Consider the following 18,976-nt stretch of genomic DNA (forward strand, 5'->3'; position numbering starts at 1 on the left):
TCTTCGGAGGACATTCGGATCCGTCGGAGGGCGATTCAGCGGTATGCGGACTCGATCATCGGTTCGGTCGCGAGGACCTTGCCGTCGCCGCCGACGATGGTCAGGGCGGACGGGGTGAGCCGGTACTCGGTGCCGCCGTCGCCGGTGGCGACGAAGCCGGAACCGCTGGGGCTCGGGTCGTCGACGGAGATCGCGGCGCCGTCACTGATGCGCACGCCCTGGTAGTAATAGCGTCCCACGCCCGTCTCGCAGACCACGACCAGGGACTTCGTGGTGCGACCGATGAACACCGCCGGGTTGGTGTAGTTGCATCGTGCATCGGACGGGGGCAGGAAGCCCTGCCGATCGGCGCCCGACACCTCGCCGACGATCGGCGGCGCGGGCGCCGTCGTCGTTCTCGTCGTAGTTCTCGGCGGAGTCGCGGCGGGCGGGACCGTCGCCGGAGCCGCCTTCGTGGTCGCGACGGGGACGTCTTCCGTGACGGGAAGGCGCACCTGACTGCTGCCGGCCGCGGTGACCGCGGGGTCGTCCGGATTGTTCCGGTCCAGYACGAGCCATCCGACCACCCCGGCGAGTGCCAGCAACGCGATCACCAGCACGGTCACCGTCACCGGCACGGCCACCGACCGTCGCGCAGGCGGCGGGGCGGTGTAGGGAGTGGGCGGGTAATAGGGCGGAGGTGGAGCGGGCGGACCGCTGTGGAACGCGGTCGGCGGGTAGACGGGTGGACGCCCGCGGTCGTCGACCCGGGTCGGCTCGGACCGCATGCCCGGCGACGGTTCCGGGCGGGTCGCGATGTCGGTTTCGGCCTTCCGCTCGCGAGCGGTCAACGCGGAGCGGGCTGCCGCCGCGAAGTCGCCTGCCGTCCGGTACCGATCGCGGGGATCCTTGGCCAGACCCCGGGCGATCACCTCGTCGAACGTGGCGGGCACTTCGGGCCGGATCGAGCTGGGGCTGGGCACCGGCGTGGTGAGGTGCGCGCGGATCGCGCTGCTGATGCTGTTGGACGGGAACGGAATGGACCCCGTGAGGCATTCGTAGAGGACGCACGCCAGCGAATAGACGTCCGCGCGGGCATCGACCGGTGCGTTGTCGAACCGCTCGGGCGCCATGTACGCGTAGGAGCCGACAGCGCTGCCGAGGGTGGTCAGGCGGAGATCGGAACTCGAGTGCGCGATACCGAAGTCGACGAGGTACGCGAATTCACCGGCCGTGACGAGGATGTTCTCCGGCTTGACGTCGCGGTGGATGAGACCGTCGGCGTGGGCGGCGTCGAGCGCCGCCGCGATCTGGTCGACGACCGCGACCGCATGTGCGGGGCCCATCGGGCCACGCGAGCGGAGCAGCGCCCGCAGATCCTGCCCGACGACCAGACGCATGTCGATGTAGAGCACACCGTCGATCTCGCCCCAGTCGTGGATGGGGATGACGTGCGGCTCCTGCAGCCGGGCCGCGGCATGCGATTCGCGGCGGAACCGCTGCTGGTAGGTGGGGTCTTTCGCGAGGTCGACGTCGAGGATCTTGAGTGCGACGGTGCGATCCTTGGTGGTGTCGTACGCCTCGTACACCTCACCCATTCCGCCTCGGCCGAGCAGAGCCCTGAGATGGTAATGCCCGAACTGCGAGCCGACCCGTGTGCCTGCCGTCATTCCCATCCCCTCGAAGCCGGAAACAGCACGATACACGCAGCGTCAGAACTCTGGATCGTCGAAAATCCGTTGCCCGACGCCGCCGCGGTCCGTATCGTCACGTGGCTTTGTCCACCCGTCGACAGAAGGAGTTCACTTCGTCATGGAACCCGTCACCGAACACGACATCAGGTCGTCCTTCATCAATTGCTCCAAGGGCGACGCCAAGCGCCTACCGGTCCCTCGTGACCTGGACGATCGGCCGTGGGAGGATCTCGACTTCCTCGGCTGGAGCGACCCGTCGTTTCCCGGCCGCTGTTATGTCGTCGTACCGCGGGAGGATCGTCTGGTCGGCGTCGCGCTGCGCTACGAGACGGGCGGTTACCGCCGCGCGCAGATGTGCACGGTCTGTATGACCACGCATGCCAGTGGTGGTGTCTCGCTGATGACCGCGCGTAAGTCGGGGGAGTCCGGGCGCCGGGGTAACTCGATCGGCACGTACATGTGCGCCGACCTCGCCTGCTCGCTGTACGCGCGCCGGAAGAAGTCGCCCGCGCTCGGCAGGCAGTACCGCGAGGATCTCGAACCGGAGGAGAGGATCGCGCGGGTTCGCGACAACCTCGACGCCTTCATCGCGCGCGTCTACGGCTGATCGAACCCCGACACACCAACCTGCAGCCCGGTGGCTGCCGAAGAGAATGAGAGGTAGATGCCATGCGCCGACATTCGAGAAACCACTCTCCGGCACACCCCGAGTTCGGAGACACTGCAACCGAACCCGGGGTGTGTGGGATTCCTCTCCGGTCGAGACGGCCCGGACGTGACCGGACCGCCTCGTCCGGAGAGGATCCCGCTACGCTCGCCGTCGCCGAGAACTGAAGTGGGCGAATGCCTTCGCCATGATCGGGGTGGTGATGAGCATGATGACCAGCCGCAGCACCTGAGCGGCCGCGACGAACGTGACGTTGGAGGAGGTGGAGGCCGACACGGCCAGCACCGCCGCCAGACCGCCGGGGGTGGTGGCGAGATAGGCCTCGAGGAGGCTCGCGCCGGTGAGGTGGGCGAGAAGGATGCCCAGGCCTGCGCACGYCGCCCCGACCAGGAGGGTGAGCAGCGCGGCGTACGGCAGGATCCGTCCGATCGCCCGCAGGCTCGCCCGGTCGAATGCGAGCCCGGCCTGCCAGCCGATGAGGATCAACGCGGCGGTCATCAGTATCGGCGGGACCGAGACCGCGTCGCTCCAGCCGCCGAGTTCGAATCCGGCGCTCACCGCCAGCGGCCCCAGCGTCGCGGGGGCGGGCAGTCGCAGAAGGGACGCCACAGCGGTGCCGCCCACGATGAACAGCGCCAGGAATGGCAGTGCCACATACCATTCGGCGCCGCCGTCGGTGGCCGTCGCCGTTCCCGTACCGGTATCCGCGCGGAACCCGAACGTGACGATCATCGGCATCGACACCACGACGAGCGCCACCCTCAGATATTGCACCACCGCGACGATGCGGTCGTCGCCGCCGAGTTCGCGGGCCATCGCGACGAGTCCGGTGGCGCCGCCCGCCGTCATGGCCAGGGATCCGGTCACCGCGTCCACGTCACGATGCAGCGCGAGGAGGGCGCCGGCCGCCACGCTGATCACCAGGGTCGCGGCTGCGATCGAGACCACCGGCACCCACAGCGAGCCCAGGGCGGCGATCGTCTCCCGGTGCACCATCAGCCCGACCGCACTGGCCAGCACGCCCTGGGCAAGCTTGCCCAGCGGGCGGGGCACACGCGACGGACCCCAACCGGCGACGGCCAGGGCCGCCGCGACTATCAGGGCCGCGAAAAGGCCGGCCGCCGTGAGTCCCATGCTCTCGCCGAGCGCCCAGCCGCCGGCCGAGAGTGCGATCAGTGCGGCCCATCGGAGTCCGTGGCGACGCAGTCGGGATGCGCGCGTCGGCACGGTCCGTTCGGGGGTGTGCACGTCGGTCACGATCGGGCGCCTTTTTCGGGATGCTGTTCTTCGATGGTGTGCATTAACGTATACCTTAGCCGATGCCATTGCGAACGTTAGAATGTATGCATGGCGGGCGAGAGCAAGAGCGAACAGGTATACGGGCAGCTCAGGGCGGATATCCTGAACGGGGTTCTGTCGCCGGGGCAATCGCTGAGTGCTCTCGACGTCGGCTCGCGGTACGCGGCGTCTCGTACCCCAGTCCGTCAGGCCTTCCTGCGACTCGAGGCGGAGGGGCTGGTCTCGCTCGTCGACCGGCAGGGCGCACGGGTCTCTCCCATCTCGATCAAGAGCGTCCGCGACCTCTTCGAATTACGCATCCTGCTCGAGGCGGCCGCGGCGCGTATGGTCGCCGAGACCGTCGCCCGGGACTCCGCGGCCCGGCAGCAGTTCGAAGAGGTGGCGGAAGCACTCGAGGCGATCTCCGAGGAGGGTGCGTCCGATGACCGGCGCGATCGCTACTACGAACTCACGGAAACCTACGACCAGGCGGTCATCGCGCGCACCCGGAACGCGCAGCTGGCCCGCTCGATCGCCGAACTCCGGCCGCACACCGAGCGGCTGCGCAACATTGCCCACTCCCGCCCCGGCCGCCTGGACGTCTCGCTGGCCGAGCATCTGTCGATGTGCCGTGCGATCCTCTCCGGCGACGGGGCGGCCGCTGCCGCAGCCTGCGCCGAGCACCTGGCGCAGACGCAGCGGACCATTCTCGCGGCGGTGGTCGATCCGCAGGGATCCGGTGTCTCCATCGACCTGGTCACCGCGTAGCCGGGGCGGTCAGAGCGCGAGGATGGCGGGGACGCTGAGGACCGCCACGTAGTACCCCATGAACAGGACACCGGCGTGGATCTTGAACGCCCTCGACAGCAGACCGCCGACGAGTCCGACCGTGAGGGTGACGGCGAGCCCGAGGATGCCGCCCTCCCAGACGCTGATGACGACGACCAGTCCGGTGAACGTGGCGATGATCGCTTCGTGGCTGACGAACCGGACGACCAGGGTGGCCGCGCGGTGGGCGAAGTTCATCGCGAACGGGTACGCGATGATCGCGGCGATCACCACGGCACCGAGACCGTAGAGCAGGAACTCCCAGTTGGTCAGTGCCGTGGACAGGTTGCGGATCTGCCCGGTGCCGTCGTCGGTGGTGAAGACCGGTGGCGCGTTGAACAGGGGAGCGGCCGGCCCTGCCGCGACCGGGCTGAGCGGCAGACCGAACGCGATGAGCGGAATGAGCGCTTCGGCGATGTACGTCGATTCGGTGGTCCCGTTGCGGGCGGCGATCACCGAGGTCAGCCGGTGGTAGCCGTGCTTGACCCGGGATCCGACGACCTCGCCCATGAGCACGGTCATGGCGACCGGGCTGAAGACGAACGTGGCGCTGGAGACGGTCGCGGTCGCGGCGACGTGCGCCGTCTGCTTGCGGTCGAGCATCCGGAACGGGTTCGGGAAATACCCGTTCCACCCCTTGATCTCCGGGGCGAGCCACACCGTCGCCGGTTCCTTCCGGGCCATGTCCTTCCGTCCGGACGCACCCAGCACGAGGAACAGATCCGCGATGAGGGGACCGACCGCAATGCCGAGGAAGTAGCTGATGTTCAGGGAGACGTCGTAGCTCTTCGTCAGCGATTTGAGCGCGAGGACGAGGACGACGAACGGCACGAGCGCGGCCACCCCGGACCATTTGCCCGGCGACGTGTAGGCGATCGCGACGGCGGCGACGAGGAACAACCACGGTGCCACGGACTGGACGGTGTCCGCCACCGGGGCGAGCAGGGTGGCGAACAGCACCGCCACGGGGACGGCGATGAACGCGGAGATGATCGCACCCGAGATCGCCTTGCGCAGGGCGATGTGCGGCACACCGAGGCTGCGCAGCAGCCGCGCCTCACGCATCAGCGGCACGGCCATCGTGTCGCCGGGGATGCCGAGCAACGTGGTGGGCACCGCGTGGGTCATGTGCTTGGCGACGGCGCCGGCGAGGAAGAACGTGAACACCGCCGCGGGCGGGGCGCCGAGCAGGATGACCAGCAGCGTCAGCGGGGCGATGGTGGCCGTCTCGTCGGTCCCGGACACCAGCCCGATCAGGGAGAACACGATGGCGCCGATGACGCCGAGCGCGATCGCGACGAGGACGTCGTTGGTGAACAGCACGCTCATGATCGTCCGCCCGTCCCGTGTGTCTCCGCCTCGGCGAACCGGTCGTAGAGGTCGAGATCCTTCAACTCCCGGACGGTCTGGGCGGGGAGGTCGGACACCGAGCCCAGCCCCTGACGTTCCTCCTGCAGCACCCGGATGACGTCGCCGACCTTGTCGCCCTCGGACGAGTCGACGGCGATGTTCCGCTTGGGGCGGAACAGTTTCCCGCTGACGACGCCCGCGACGAGGCATGCGGCGATGCCGACCAGAAGCGCATATGCGTCTGCCAGAGACGAATCCGTGACGAAGGAGTTGAAGAACGCGGTGGCACCGAGGAGCGCGCAGACGCTCACGACGAGACCGATGACGACGGAGACGGCGAGATCTCGCCCGGCCACCGTGTCGCCCCACACCTCGAGGTAACGAGGCCGAGGCATCTGATCGTCGGTGGGCGGGGGCGCCTGCGAGGCGGGCTGGCTTTCGATGGACATCGTCTGTACTTCCGTGTGAGGGGTGTCGTGCGCTAGGAGAGTGCGGCGGTCAGGGCCGTCGCCACCCGAGACGGGCTGGGATGGCCGATGTGCCCGGCCATCCAGCGGGAGGTGTCGGTCAGGGTATCGAGGTCGATGCCTGTGTGGATGCCGAGGCCGTGCAGCATCCACACCAGGTCCTCGGTAGCGAGATTCCCGGTGGCACCCTTCGCGTAGGGACATCTGCCGAGACCTCCTGCTGCGGTGTCGAATTCGGTAACTCCCGCGATCAGTGCGGCGTGCACGTTGGCGAGCGCCTGACCGTACGTGTCGTGGAAGTGTCCGGCGATGGAGTCGACCGGCACACCGGCGGCCACGACGGCGTCGAGCACAGCGCGAACGTGGCCGGGGGTGGCGACGCCGATGGTGTCACCGAGCGAGATCGACGAGCATCCCATGCCCGCCAGTTCCGCGGCGATGTCGGCGACACGGCCGGGATCGACCCGTCCCTCCCACGGATCGCCGAAGCACATCGAAATGTAGCCACGGGTGCCGATTCCTTCGGCGCGCGCACCCGCGACCACCGGCCGGGCGTTGTCGAGCGCGCCGGCGACGGTGGTGTTCAGGTTTTTCCGGGCGAACGTCTCGGTGGCGCTGACGAAAACGGCGATCTCCCGGGCGCCCGCGGCAAGTGCCCGACCCAGCCCCCGCTCGTTGGGGACCAGCACGACCTGGCGGACGTCGTCGGGAAGGTCGAGTTCGGCCATGAGCGACTCGGCGTCGGCGAGCTGCGGAATCCATTTCGGGGAAACGAAACTCGTCACTTCGAGCGATCTGACGCCGGCGGACACGAGCCGACGGCAGAACTCCGCCTTGACCGCGGTGGGCACGAGCGCCGACTCCGCCTGGAGCCCGTCACGCGGTCCGACTTCGTAGATGCGGACCGCGGACGGCAGCGACGGGTCGGCGAACGCGTGGGGCGCCGGACGCCACACTGGTTCGGGATTCGCGGGGGCGGTCATGTCAGTGTCCGGAACGAAGGTCGGCGAGCACCTTTTCCGCGTGCTCGACCCGGATGCGCTGGTCGTCGATGAGCCGCGTGACCACCAGATCGAGTTCGTCGCCGGTGGCGCCGGCGGAGGCGGCGATGGTGCGGGCGTGCAGACTCATGTGGCCGCGCTGGATTCCCTCGGCGGCCAGCGCCCGGCAGGCGCCCAGGTTCTGCGCGAGCCCCACCGCGACGATCACGTCCGCCAACTCCGAGGCCGTGGAGACGCCGAGCATCTTCACCGCCGCCTGCGCGACGGGGTGGACTTTGGTGGCGCCGCCGACCAGTCCGACGGCCATCGGCACCTCGAGGGTGCCGGAGAGGTGACCGTCCGCGGTCTTCTCGAAGTGCGAGAGCGCCGTGTACCGGCCGTCCGCGGCGACCGCATGCGAGTGGCAACCGGCCTCGACCGCGCGGGTGTCGTTGCCGGTGGCCAGGACGGCGGCGGTGATGCCGTTCATGATGCCCTTGTTGTGGGTCGCGGCGCGGTAGGGGTCGGATTCGGCGAGCGCGGAGGCGTGCACGATGTTGTCGACCACCTCGTCGCCACCGAGCAGATCCTTGTCGAACACGGCCCGGGCCCGGGTGATCCGCAGGTCCGCCTTGTTCGTCAGGATCCGCAGCAACGAACGCCCGCCGGAGATTTCGGCGAGCCTCGGGGCGATCGCCTCGGCCATGGTGTTGACGGCGTTGGCGCCCATGGCATCTCGCACGTCGATGTGGATGTGCACCACCACGTGCACGCCGGTGCGCGTCGGGACGAGTCGCACCGTGAGGTCGCGTGCGCCGCCGCCGAATCGGACCAGCATCGGATCCTGGGCATTGGCCAGTTCCATGATCTCCGCGCGTGCCTCGAGCACCCGCAGCCGGGACGTCTCGGGGTCGGGGCAGTCGAGGATCTGGATCTGGGCCTGCATCACCGGATCGGTGCTGGAGGTGTGGAAGCCGCCGTGCACCCGCGCCATCCGGGCGGCGTTGCTGGCGGCGGCCACCACGGACGGCTCCTCGGTAGCCATCGGGACGAGGTAGTCGCGCCCGTTGACGGTGAAATTGGTTGCGACACCCACCGGGATCGCCATGACCCCGACGACGTTCTCGATCATGTGATCGGCCTGATCGATGCCGAGACCCTGCCCGGGATCGAACACGGCGACGTCGAGTTCGGACAGGCCGGTCCTCTCGGCGATCACCGTGCGGCGCTGCTGCGCGCTGGAATCCTTGAGACCGGGGATGCGGCTGTTGACGGGCACTGTGTTCCTCCACGTACTCACGGGCGGGGGCGTGTGGTGAGCCCCGACGGCAACCCTGTTCTGTGCTTCGGTTCACACGGTAGGGGCATTCCGCCGACCTCGACATGTATCGATCACACATGTATTTCCTTCAGGAATGTGTGACTATCACTGCCCCCGGAGTTCGTCGAGGCGGACCGCAGCCGAGATTCGGAACAGGTGTTCGTCGCCCCGCCACTCGGGCCCCAGCAGCATCTCCAGTCGGTGGAGTCGCTGCAGAATCGTGTTGGTGTGGTAGTTGAGGGCCCGCGCCGTCTTCGTCGGGCTTGCCTCGTTGCGGACGAATGCACGCAACGTGGCGAGGAGGTCCGTTCCCTTGCCGTCGTCGTAGGCGCGCACCGGCCCGATCGTCTCGTCGATGAACGCGTTCAACGTCCGTGCATCGGTGTCGAACAGCAGCGCGTAGGGCAGATACGCGTCGGTGCTGACCGCGGCGTCGGTGGTGCCGAGCGCGGCGAGTAGTCGGGAGGTGCGCAGACCGGACTCGAATCGTGCGGGGAGCGCATCCGGCGACTCCGCTCGGGGGGTCGTGATCGCCAGCACCGAACCGTGCAACGTCTGGCGCAGGTGGTTGCGCAGGTCCAAGGTGAACTCGGGCGGGGCGGTAGCGGTGAGAACGGCAACGACGACGCCTGCGTGTTCCCCGACGAGGCCGTGGCGGCCGACGAATGCGGTCGCGTCACGGGCCGCGGTGGCGCGGTCCTCGGCCGGGACCGAGACCAGTACGACGGTCTCGAGGTCTGCGAGGGCGACATGCTGGGCACGCACTCGACGTTCCAGATCGCGGCGCCGCTCCGGTGCGGGGTCGAGCAGGTCCGCGACCAACTCGACGCGGGCCCGCAGGTCTGCGTCGGCCATCGCATTCTGCTGCAGCACCAGCAGTGCGCCGACCTGCGCGGCGCGTTCGATGGTGCGCTCGTCGACCGGTCCTAGTTCGAGGTCCCCGGACCCGACCAGTACCGCGCCGAAATACAACTCACCCGCGATGACAGCGGCCACGATCGGCGTCCCGGGGTCGTCGACGCGAACGCAGTGGCCGGTGGTCCGGCTCGACGTGATGGCATCCCGCACCAGCGGCGGCAACTGGGCGGACACCTGCCCGGCCGGCGTGGGGTGGGAGGCGACGGCGTGCAGATCCCGGTCGACGATCGTGACTGTGCGGCCGAGTGCGGTGGAGAGGGTGCCGGCCACCTGCTCGAATCCGCCTCCGACCAGCACTGCCTCGATGAGTTCCTGGTGCACGACCGTGGACCGGTCGCGGACCTGCAGATACTCGGTCAGCCGGTCGAGTGCCGTGCGTGCCTCGTCCTCGGACCTGCGCACCTGTTCGAGGGTGCTGGCGGTCTGCAGCACCACCGACGCGTGATCGGCGAGCGCGGACAGCACGGCGATCTCGTCCGGCGTGAAGGCGTACTCCTGGCGGGTGGCGGCGAACAGCACGCCGAGCACCTGACCGTCCGACAACATCGGCACCCCGAGAATCGACACGATCCCTTCCGCTGCGACCGCGTCGTCGATGAGTTCCTCGTGCGGCCCCTCCGCGTAGTCCTGATAACGCAGAACCCATTGCGCGGCACGAGAATCGGCGATCTGGCTGGCCAGGCCCATTCCCGGGGGAACGCGGAGGTGCTGGAACTGCGGTGTCACCGAGCCGGCGGTCTTGCGGACGTTCAGCTCCCGGGTCGCCGGATCGAACTCGGACAGGTAGGTGACGTCGGTGCCCATCATCTCGTGGGCGCGGCTCACCAACCGTCCGAGGAGGGCGTCGATGTCGCGGAGTTCGGCGAGTTCGCGGGCACTCGAGAACAACACCCCGAGTTCGCGTTCCCGTCGCCGCAAACGGGTCAGCTCGACCTGGTGCCTGCGCACCTTCTCCGCGAACGCCGCCCCGCCGGCCGGGCCGGCAGCAATCCGGTCGAGCGCCTCACGGACCGCGGCCGAGTCCACGGTCAGTTCGCCGACCATCGCGTCGGCGAGTATCCCCAGCGCGTCGCCGCTCTCCCGTGAATCCATGCCCACACTCTGCCCTGACCGGCGGAGAAGTCCCTACTGATCGAGATCAGCGCCCCGCACGAATCCCGGCACGGCGGGCAGATGCCGCGGACGGAAAATCGAGGCTGGTGCGGCTGCTCCGGTGAGCGGCGCTAGTCGATCATGAACCAGCCCCGGACCTGTGCCTCGTGGTCTACGTAGTGTGCCCCGGAGACGTCGACGACGACCTTGTCGATGGTGCCACCGGTGAACGGGAACGGTGCGGTGTAGTCGGCGGTGACCGGGGAGGCACTGTCGCGTCCGACGCAGATTCCGTCTCCGACGAGGCAGAACACTCCGGGTTGGGTGACGATTTCGCTGCTGGCCACCTGCTGCTCGTCGAGGTAGAGGTCGAGGGTGCCGGCGAACCCGGGCATGGCCGGGTCCTCGTTCTTGCCTTTCACGGTGAATTCGGCGGTGCACACGTGCCCGCCCGGGGTGATGTCGCGGTCGGCGGCCACGTCTTCGATTCGGGTGCCGAGCCAGTTGAACGTGTAGTGGAGTCGGTGGTCTTTGACGTACAGACTGTGCCCGCCCGCGACGCCGCCGTGCGCGAAGAGGACACCCTCGGCGTCGGGGGTGTCCACGTGGACGCCGGCCGCGATGGTGTAGGAGCGGCCGGTGATCGGGGCACCGGCGCTTTCGGGGACGTCCGCGCAGTTCGGGTAGTAGACGTAGCGGTCGCGGGGTTTGCCGGGGTGCGGGCGGTCTGCGAGGACCTGTTCGAGGGCGCTGCGGTCGTCGAGTGGGAGGCCGTTGAAGATGCCGGCGTAGTAGAACCAGAGTTCCTTCATCTCGGCGAGGCGGTCCGGTTCGGTGTCGGCGAGGTTGTGGAGTTGGGCTCGGTCCTCGTCGAGGTGGTAGAGCTCCCAGACGTCGTGGCCGAAGTTGCCCCACCCGGAGATCGGCGGGTGCAGCGAACACGCGAGCCATCCCTCGTGGTACAGGGAACGTTGCCCGAGCATTGCGTAGAACTGGGTCTGTTTCCCCGGGGCGGTGGGGTCGGTCAATGTGGCCGCGAAGCTCTCGCCCTCGATCGGGCTCTGTGTGTAGCCCTTGAGCACCGCGGGCGGTTCGATGTCGAGGAGTTCGTAGATGGTGGGCACGACGTCGACCGCGTGAATGTACTGGTGCAGCGGTTCGGTGCGGGGTTGCAGCCTGGCGGGCCAGGAGACCATGCACATGTCGGCGATGCCGCCCTCGTACCCGGCCCACCTCTTCCAGTACGGGAACGGGGTGTCGAACGCCCAGGCCCATCCGGTGTTGTAGTGGTTGTACGAGGCGGGGCCGCCGAGTTCGTGCAGGTGCGGCAGTGTCACCTCGGTGGTGTCGGCGACGCCGTTGAAGAACCGCCATTCGTTGAAGGAACCGTTCGGTCCGCCCTCGCCGCTGGCGCCGTTGTCGGAGATCACGATGAGCAGAGTGTTGTCGAGTTGACCTGATTCGGTGAGGAAGTCGATCACCCGGCCGAGCTGATCGTCGGCGTAGGAGATGAATCCGGCGAATACCTCGGCCATCCGGATGAACAGGCGCTGCTCGTCGGCGGTGAGCGAGCCCCACGGGCGGACGGTGTCGAGGATCGGCCAGAGTTGACCGTCCGGGCCGGTGGTGTTCGGCTCTCCGTGCGGGTTGATCGGCGACAGCTCGGTGCCCCTCGGCAACAGGCCCAGTTCCTTCTGCCGGGCCAGGATTTCGGTGCGGATGGCCTCGTAACCCTGGTCGAACGTGCCCCTGTATCTGTCGGCCCATTCCGGGGGGACGTGGTGCGGGGCGTGCCCGGCCTGCGGGGCCAGGTACATGAAGAACGGTTTGTCCGGGTCGACGGCTTTGGCGTCGCGGATGAACTCGATCGCCTTGTCGGACAGGTCCTTCGACAGGTGATAGCCGTCCTCGGGGGTTCCGGGTGCCTCGATCGGGTGGTTGTCGTAGACGAGGTCCGGGTACCAGCTGTTCGACTCGCCGCCGAGGAAGCCGTAGAAGCGTTCGAACCCGCGGCCGAGCGGCCACCGGGTCTTGACCGCCGACATGTTGCATTCCTCGCTCGGGGTCAGGTGCCATTTGCCGAGGCAGTAGGTGTTCCAGCCGCGTTCGGCCAGCACCTCGGAGATGAATCCGTTCTCGAAGGGGATGTGCGTCGAGATGCCGGGGAACCCGGAGCTCATCTCGGCGACGGTGGCCATCCCGTTGGAGGTGGCGTTGCGGCCGGTCAGCAGCGAGGCGCGGGTGGGCGAGCACAGCGCCGTGGTGTGGAAGTTCGAGTACCGCACACCCGAGTCGGCGATGCGCCGCATGGTGGGCGTCTCGATGGGACCGCCGAAGACGTCCATGCTGCCGTAACCCACATCGTCCCATGCGATGATCAGCACGTTCGGGGCGCCCTCGGGGGCCGCGGCGGGCAGGTACGGTGACCAGTCCGGAACCGAATCTCGAATATCGACGGCGATCTTGCCCTTACGGTTGGTGGCCATGGCGTCGCTCCTCCGGTCGACGGTCCGCTGCGCACTTTTCGGCATGCGGGAACCCCGCCTTTTCATCGTTGTCGGTGCGGCGACGGGGCGTCTACCCCCGGCACGCGCAAGCCGCGGCGGCGTTATTCACCCGCGGTGCAGCAGATCGGTTGCCTGCTGGTTCCCACACCCGACTTCGGCCATGATTGAACCCATGGCCGATCCGCGCAGCGAGGCCCAGTTCCATCGTCTGCGGACACCGCGTTCCGCGGCGATCGCGGGCATCGTCTTCGGTGTGCTCTTCGCCACCTGCGTTGCCCTGCTGGCCGCGGCGATGCCGGCCACCGCAAGCGCGCCCTGGGCGCGGGGTGGATCGCAGATCACCACCGCCTTGTTCCTCGCCCCGATCGCGGGCATCGCGTTCCTCTGGTTCATCGGGGTCCTGCGCGACCGGTTCGGCGACCTCGAGGACCGCTTCTTCTCGACCGTCTTCGTGGGCAGCGGGCTGCTGTTCCTCGCCATGACGTTCGTGTCGACGGCGCTCGCGGGGGCACTGCTCGCCGTCTCCCGGAACGCGAACGCCCCGGAGAACGACATCGTGTACTTCGGGCGGGAGGTGATGCTGCACGTCACCAACGTCTACGCCGTGCGGATGGCCGCGGTGTTCATGATCTCCCTGGCCACGATGTGGTGGCGGACCCGGCTGATGCCGAAGCCGCTGGTGATCACCACCTACCTGTTCGCGGTGGTGCTGCTGGTCATCGTCAGCTTCAGTCTCTGGGTGGCGCTGGTCTTCCCGGCGTGGGTGCTGGCGGTCAGCGTGTACATCCTCGCCACCGATCACCGACAATCGGTCCGGCCGCGGGAGGGAGGACCATGAGCACAGCGCCCGCCGGTGATGCCTACCGTCGTCGGCGCATCCTGTACGCCGAACTCACAATGGTGCTGTACATCCTCGTCGGGCTGGGCCTGGGGCTGACCGTCCCGAGGATCCGGCGCGGACCCGAAGTGCCGGCTCAGCAGGTGATCGGTGTCCTGACCACGATCGGACTCGGTGTGCTCGGCCTGGTCGCCGTCATCTACTCACTGGGGATTCTGGTCGTGCGGTGGGTGGCCTCGAACTACAGCCCGCGCCTGACCCAATTCCGTGACACCCCGATTCTGCGGCAGACCTTCGCGTTCGCCCTCGGCGTGGCCGTCTTCTGCATCTCCGCGGCCTTCGCCACCGGCCCCCGCGCCCGGGTCTCGATGGCCGTCCTGATCATCGCCATCGTCTTGCTGGCCGTGATGGCCGTGCTGCTGCGGACCCTCCAGGTGACAGCGGCAACCTCCATCCAACTCTCGCCCGTCCTGAACTCCATCGCTGCCCGCGGCCGCGACGTCCTCGACGCCGCGAGCCCCACAGCCGCGAGCACCGTTGGGTCACCCGCAGCCCCCCTGCCCGAGCCTCGCACCATGGTCACCTGGCCGACATCACCTGCCGTGCTGCAAAGAATTCTGGTGGACCGCCTCGTCGGCGCCGCCCAGACCGCGAACGCCGTCATCGTCCTGCGCGCAGCCCCGGGCACCACCCTGCAGTGCGGCACCACGGTCGCCGACATCCATGGGGAACTGGCACCGTCGATCGTCCTCGGCGGGCTGGTTGTCGGCAGCGAGCGGACATTCGAACAAGACCCGCTGTTGGCCTTCAGGCTCCTGACCGACATCGCGCTACGCGCGCTGCGGCCGAACGACCCCGCGACGGCGGTCCAGGCCCTCGACTACCTCGAGGACCTGCTCGCCCGGGCCGCCGCGGCACCGATCGAATCCCGGCGCGTCACCGACCGCAACAACGCTCTGCGCCTGGTGATCGCACGACCGGGCTGGGACGACTTCGTCCGGACCAGCCTCGACGACCTCATCCCCGCGGCGGCGACCACACCCAGTGTCCTCATCCGCATCCAGACATTGCTCGAACGCGTGCGGAACCGGGCCCACCCGGACCACCGCGACGTCCTCACCCAGCGGCTGACCTGGGTGAACGAACACCTCGCCACACTCCTTCCCCGTCCCGCGTGAACGGGCCGACGATCCCGCGCCCGGCCCGATGCTTCTCGTCGTGGCACCCGGACTGTTCGGGGAGGTAGCCCGGTCTAGTACTTCGGTCCGTGTCGGATACCCTGGGTGTGCCTCGTGCCCGGCGAGCGAAAGGGTCCGCACATGCGAAGCGACGACGATTCCCGGAGCGGCGGTTCCGTTCAGATGCCCCGGCAGGCCGTCACGATGCAGGACATCGCCGATCGAGTGGGTGTGTCGAAGGCATTGGTCTCCATGGTGTTTCGGCGCGTCGCCGGACCGAGCGCCGAGACGCGGAAACGCGTCCTCGAGGTCGCGGACGAGCTCGGCTACCGGCCGAACCGGACCGCCGCACTGATGTCGCTTCGACGCACCCACCTCGTCGGCGTGATGGCCGACATCCGCAACAGCTTCCACGCCGAGATGGTCGAGTACCTCGTCGCCGCCGCCGACGAGAACGGGTACGAGGTGGTGCTCGGTGCGCTCACTCCCACCCACGCCGAACAGAAGGTGGTCGACACGCTGCTCGATTTCCGCTGCGAGGCGCTGATCCTGCTCGGCACCGAACTCGACACCGACGTCCTCGACGTGCTGGGGGAGCGGCTGCCGGTGGTCGTGGTCGGCCGCCGCGTCGGTGACAGCTCGGTGGACGTCGTGCGCACTGCGGACGGCAAGGGCATCGGCACCGTCGTCGATCATCTCGTGGAACTGGGTCATCGGCAGATCACGCACCTCAGTGGCGGTGCGGGCACGATTGCGGCCGACCGGAGATCGGGCTACAGCCGCGCCATGCGTCGCCACGGCCTCGACGTCGACGTCGTCGAGGGTGACTTCACCGACAGTGCCGGGACGGTCGCGGCGCACACTCTGCTCGAGCGGTCCCAGCTGCCCACCGCGGTGATCGCGGCGAACGACCGCAGTGCCATCGGGCTGATCAGCGAACTGCGGAGCCGGGGCGTGAGGATCCCGGAGGACGTCTCCGTCGCCGGATACGACGACAGCCTCCTGGCTCAGCTCGCGCACATCGATCTGACGTCGGTCAATCAGCAACCGCGGGAGCAGGCCGCCACGGCGGTCGACGCGGTCATCGAGCGGCTGGACCGCGGCAGGACCGAATCGATCGCGACCGTTCTCCGGCCCCGGCTCGTCACGCGCCGGACCACCGGACCGGCGCCCGCGCCGGTGGAAGGATCCCGGTCCGACGTGTCCTGATCGGGAACGTGCACTGACGCAATAATTTTCATAATCCCACCCGCCGAGGCTGCAGACCGCCCGGCGGGTGTTCCTATCTGCTCCGACGCGTAGGTGCGTGTCGCTCGGCGCTGGGCTTGACACCGCGGCGTGATTCAGCTCATAGTAGTCTTACTAGACCGGTCAAATAGACCGAACTAGTCGGACAGGACACCCGCCGGTTTCTTCACCCTCTCGAAAGGCTTCACTCATGACCTCCAACTCGATCGGTGTCGCCGTCATCGGCGGCGGCATGGCCGGACGAGCACACGCCGCCGGATATCGCATGGCGTCGACCCTGTTCGGGACCGACCGGCCGGACGTGCGTCTCGTCGCGATCGCCGACATCAACGAGGCCGTCGCCGACGACACCGCGAAGCGGTACGGCTACGAGCGGGCCGAGTACAGCTGGCAGGCGATCGCCGAATCCCCGGACATCGACGCGGTGAGCGTCGTCGTCGCCAACCAGCTGCACCGGGAGATCGTCGAAGGACTCCTCGCCGCCGGGAAGCACGTACTGTGCGAGAAGCCGCTGGCCGGGTCGATCGCGGACGCCGAGTCGATGGTCGCCGCGGCGGCGGACGCCGACACGATCGCAACCGTCGGATACACCTACCGCCGCTCACCCGCGATTCAGGCGATCCGGGACGAACTCGCGACCGGGCGTCTCGGCGAGATCATCCACTTCAACGGGCACTACTGGTGCGACTACGGCCTCGACCCCGCCTCGCCGATCACCTGGCGGCACCGCGGCGGTCCCGGCACCGGCGCGCTCGCGGACGTCGGCAGCCACCTGCTCGACATGGCCGAGTTCGTGTGTGGTCCCATCGTCGAGATCAGCGGCGCGACCTTCACCACGGTGATCACGGAACGTCCCGTGCCCGCCGGAGTCACCTACGGCCACACCAAGGCCGAGACCACCGGGGAGATGGCTCCCGTCGAGAACGAGGACCTCGCGACGTTCACCGCGCGCTTCCAGAACGGCGCGGTCGGCACGTTCTCCGCTTCCCGTGTCGCGCACCAGCTTCCGGACGGACTCGGATTCGAGTTGTTCGGGACGTCCGGGTCCGCCGCCTTCGATCTGGCTCGCGCCGCGGAATTCTCGGTGTCCAGCGAGGGTATCGACCCCGCCGTCAACGGTCAGCGACGGGTGATCATCGGACCGCAGCACCCGTACATCCAGGGTGGCCTGCCGATGGACGCGGGCGGCGTCGGACACGGCAAGGCCGAGTTCTTCGCCTACCAGGCCCGCGCCTTCCTCGACCAGATCGCCGGCATCGACAGCCTGGGGCCGCTGCCGACGTTCGCCCACGCGCTGCGCGGCATGCAGATCGTCACCGCCGTCGCCGAGTCCGCCCGCTCCCACGGGGCAGCCGTCAAGATCGGCTGACCCGGCCCCCTCGCCCGACCCACACTCTTCTCACCACCAAGGACCACTCATGAAGCTCGGTGTCTACACCGCCATCCTGCACGACCGCAGCCTGCGCGAGGCCCTGGAGACCATCGCGTCCCTCGGACTCGAGGGCGCGGAGATCAACGCGGGCGGATTCCTGCCCACTCCGCACCTGCCCGTCAAGGAACTCCTCTCCGGCGAGGTGTCGCCGCAGGAGTACCTGAAGGTGTTCGACGAGACCGGTGTCGCCATCGCCGGCCTGAACTGCAATGGCAACCCCCTGCACGCCGACCCCGAGGTCGGCGTCGAGGACGCCGAGGACCTGCGCAACGCCATCCGCGTCGCCGGCCTGCTCGGTGTCGACCGAGTGGTCACGATGTCGGGGCTGCCCGCCGCGCACGCGGGCGGCCAGTGGCCGGCATGGCACGTGAACACCTGGGACAGCGGCTATCTCGACTCCCTCGACTACCAGTGGGATCAGGTCGCGATGCCGTTCTGGAAGGAGATCGACGTGCTCGCCCGCGAGAACGGGGTCAAGGTCGCGATCGAGATGCACCCGCAGAACCTGGTGTTCAACCCGCCGACGCTGAAGCGTCTGGTCGAGAAGAYCGGTGCGACGAACGTCGGTGCCGAGATGGACCCGTCGCACCTGTTCTGGCAGGGAATCGACCCGGTCGCCGCCGTCGACTGGCTCGGTGACCTCGTCTTCCACGCGGCGGCGAAGGACACCCGGATCAACGAGAACTGCAAGATCTACGGTGTCCTCGACGACCGGTTCACCCGGATTCCCGCCGACCAGAACCCCACCGGGCTCGGCGGCAAGCACGTGGTCAACAAGTGGCCCGAGGACTCGGCGTGGGACTTCGTCGCCGTCGGCCGCGGACACGACGTCGACTTCTGGTCGCGGTTCCTCGCGGCGCTGCAGCGCGTCGACCCCGACATGGCCGTCAACATCGAGCACGAGGATGTCGAACTCGGACAGCTCGAAGGGTTGCAGGTCGCTGCCCGCACGTTGAAGGACGCCGCGTCCGCCGTTGCATCACGCTAATCCGAAAATGAGGTGACCTTGCTCGTGGTGCCGGCACGCGGGTTGTCCCGGCGGAGCGCAGCGGAGCCGGGAAGGTCGTGGTGGTGTTGTTGTGCGGGTCAGGCGGCCGGGGTGAGGGTGACGGTGTAGCCGAGGGCTTCGAGTTGACGGATGTGGTTGCGTTTCTTGGTGTCCGGGTTGATATGGCGGGTGTAGTGGTCGGGGCCGAGGT

The 18,976-nt window shown here is 68.3% G+C and carries 15 protein-coding genes; 7 read left to right on the plus strand and 8 right to left on the minus strand.

The genetic code is table 11. The features are described 5' to 3' along the window. Positions 1 to 35: 35 nt before the first annotated feature. On the minus strand, positions 36 to 1,649 hold the full coding sequence (locus AC1DWT_RS03160; RefSeq protein WP_477919694.1) for a serine/threonine-protein kinase: 1,614 nt from the start codon (positions 1,647 to 1,649) through the stop codon (positions 36 to 38). 142 nt (positions 1,650 to 1,791) lie between these two features. On the opposite strand from AC1DWT_RS03160, the gene AC1DWT_RS03165 reads away from it, so the two are divergent. Further along, positions 1,792 to 2,280: an FBP domain-containing protein gene (locus AC1DWT_RS03165; protein WP_095863494.1), complete on the plus strand. Its 489-nt coding sequence runs from the start codon at positions 1,792 to 1,794 to the stop codon at positions 2,278 to 2,280. A 201-nt stretch (positions 2,281 to 2,481) separates the two neighbouring features. On the opposite strand, the gene AC1DWT_RS03170 is transcribed toward AC1DWT_RS03165, so the two are convergent. Next, complete coding sequence (locus AC1DWT_RS03170) at positions 2,482 to 3,597, minus strand: AbrB family transcriptional regulator (protein WP_477919697.1); 1,116 nt, start codon at positions 3,595 to 3,597, stop codon at positions 2,482 to 2,484. Between the two features lie 90 nt (positions 3,598 to 3,687). On the opposite strand from AC1DWT_RS03170, the gene AC1DWT_RS03175 reads away from it, so the two are divergent. Further along, complete coding sequence (locus AC1DWT_RS03175; RefSeq protein WP_095863496.1) at positions 3,688 to 4,386, plus strand: GntR family transcriptional regulator; 699 nt, start codon at positions 3,688 to 3,690, stop codon at positions 4,384 to 4,386. Positions 4,387 to 4,395: 9 nt separating this feature from the next. Here the strand turns inward: AC1DWT_RS03175 and AC1DWT_RS03180 are convergent, their stop codons facing one another. The 6 genes from AC1DWT_RS03180 to AC1DWT_RS03205 all read right to left on the minus strand — a co-directional run bounded on the left by AC1DWT_RS03180 (position 4,396) and on the right by AC1DWT_RS03205 (position 13,060). Further along, the gene (locus tag AC1DWT_RS03180; RefSeq protein ID WP_072946882.1) at positions 4,396 to 5,775 is read right to left on the minus strand and encodes a tripartite tricarboxylate transporter permease; all 1,380 of its coding nucleotides are present in this window, start codon (positions 5,773 to 5,775) and stop codon (positions 4,396 to 4,398) included. Beyond that, positions 5,772 to 6,245: a hypothetical protein gene (locus AC1DWT_RS03185; protein WP_072946881.1), complete on the minus strand. Its 474-nt coding sequence runs from the start codon at positions 6,243 to 6,245 to the stop codon at positions 5,772 to 5,774. Before AC1DWT_RS03185 ends, AC1DWT_RS03180 begins: the two co-directional genes overlap by 4 nt. Positions 6,246 to 6,277: 32 nt before the next feature. After that, the gene (locus AC1DWT_RS03190) at positions 6,278 to 7,246 is read right to left on the minus strand and encodes a hydroxymethylglutaryl-CoA lyase (protein WP_477919699.1); all 969 of its coding nucleotides are present in this window, start codon (positions 7,244 to 7,246) and stop codon (positions 6,278 to 6,280) included. Position 7,247: 1 nt separating this feature from the next. Beyond that, on the minus strand, positions 7,248 to 8,522 hold the full coding sequence (locus AC1DWT_RS03195; RefSeq protein ID WP_206014933.1) for a hydroxymethylglutaryl-CoA reductase, degradative: 1,275 nt from the start codon (positions 8,520 to 8,522) through the stop codon (positions 7,248 to 7,250). A 147-nt stretch (positions 8,523 to 8,669) separates the two neighbouring features. Beyond that, a complete protein-coding gene (locus AC1DWT_RS03200; RefSeq protein ID WP_477919701.1) occupies positions 8,670 to 10,574 on the minus strand; it encodes a helix-turn-helix domain-containing protein in 1,905 nt (634 codons plus the stop codon). A gap of 131 nt (positions 10,575 to 10,705) precedes the next feature. Beyond that, complete coding sequence (locus AC1DWT_RS03205; protein ID WP_477919703.1) at positions 10,706 to 13,060, minus strand: sulfatase-like hydrolase/transferase; 2,355 nt, start codon at positions 13,058 to 13,060, stop codon at positions 10,706 to 10,708. A 193-nt stretch (positions 13,061 to 13,253) separates the two neighbouring features. Between AC1DWT_RS03205 and AC1DWT_RS03210 the strand changes: the two genes are divergently transcribed. The 5 genes from AC1DWT_RS03210 to AC1DWT_RS03230 all read left to right on the plus strand — a co-directional run bounded on the left by AC1DWT_RS03210 (position 13,254) and on the right by AC1DWT_RS03230 (position 18,765). Further along, the gene (locus tag AC1DWT_RS03210) at positions 13,254 to 13,919 is read left to right on the plus strand and encodes a hypothetical protein (RefSeq protein WP_095863501.1); all 666 of its coding nucleotides are present in this window, start codon (positions 13,254 to 13,256) and stop codon (positions 13,917 to 13,919) included. Further along, positions 13,916 to 15,097, plus strand: coding sequence for a DUF2254 family protein (locus tag AC1DWT_RS03215; protein WP_477919705.1), 1,182 nt, complete (start codon positions 13,916 to 13,918; stop codon positions 15,095 to 15,097). The genes AC1DWT_RS03210 and AC1DWT_RS03215 overlap by 4 nt, the downstream gene beginning before the upstream one ends. Positions 15,098 to 15,238: 141 nt before the next feature. After that, on the plus strand, positions 15,239 to 16,306 hold the full coding sequence (locus AC1DWT_RS03220; protein ID WP_095863503.1) for a LacI family DNA-binding transcriptional regulator: 1,068 nt from the start codon (positions 15,239 to 15,241) through the stop codon (positions 16,304 to 16,306). A 229-nt stretch (positions 16,307 to 16,535) separates the two neighbouring features. Beyond that, entirely contained in the window at positions 16,536 to 17,714 is a 1,179-nt protein-coding gene (locus AC1DWT_RS03225; RefSeq protein WP_477919708.1) for a Gfo/Idh/MocA family protein, read from the plus strand. A gap of 49 nt (positions 17,715 to 17,763) precedes the next feature. Beyond that, entirely contained in the window at positions 17,764 to 18,765 is a 1,002-nt protein-coding gene (locus AC1DWT_RS03230; protein WP_477919710.1) for a sugar phosphate isomerase/epimerase family protein, read from the plus strand. Positions 18,766 to 18,976: the final 211 nt, after the last annotated feature.

Source organism: Rhodococcus sp. P4_B6, assembly GCF_056402215.1.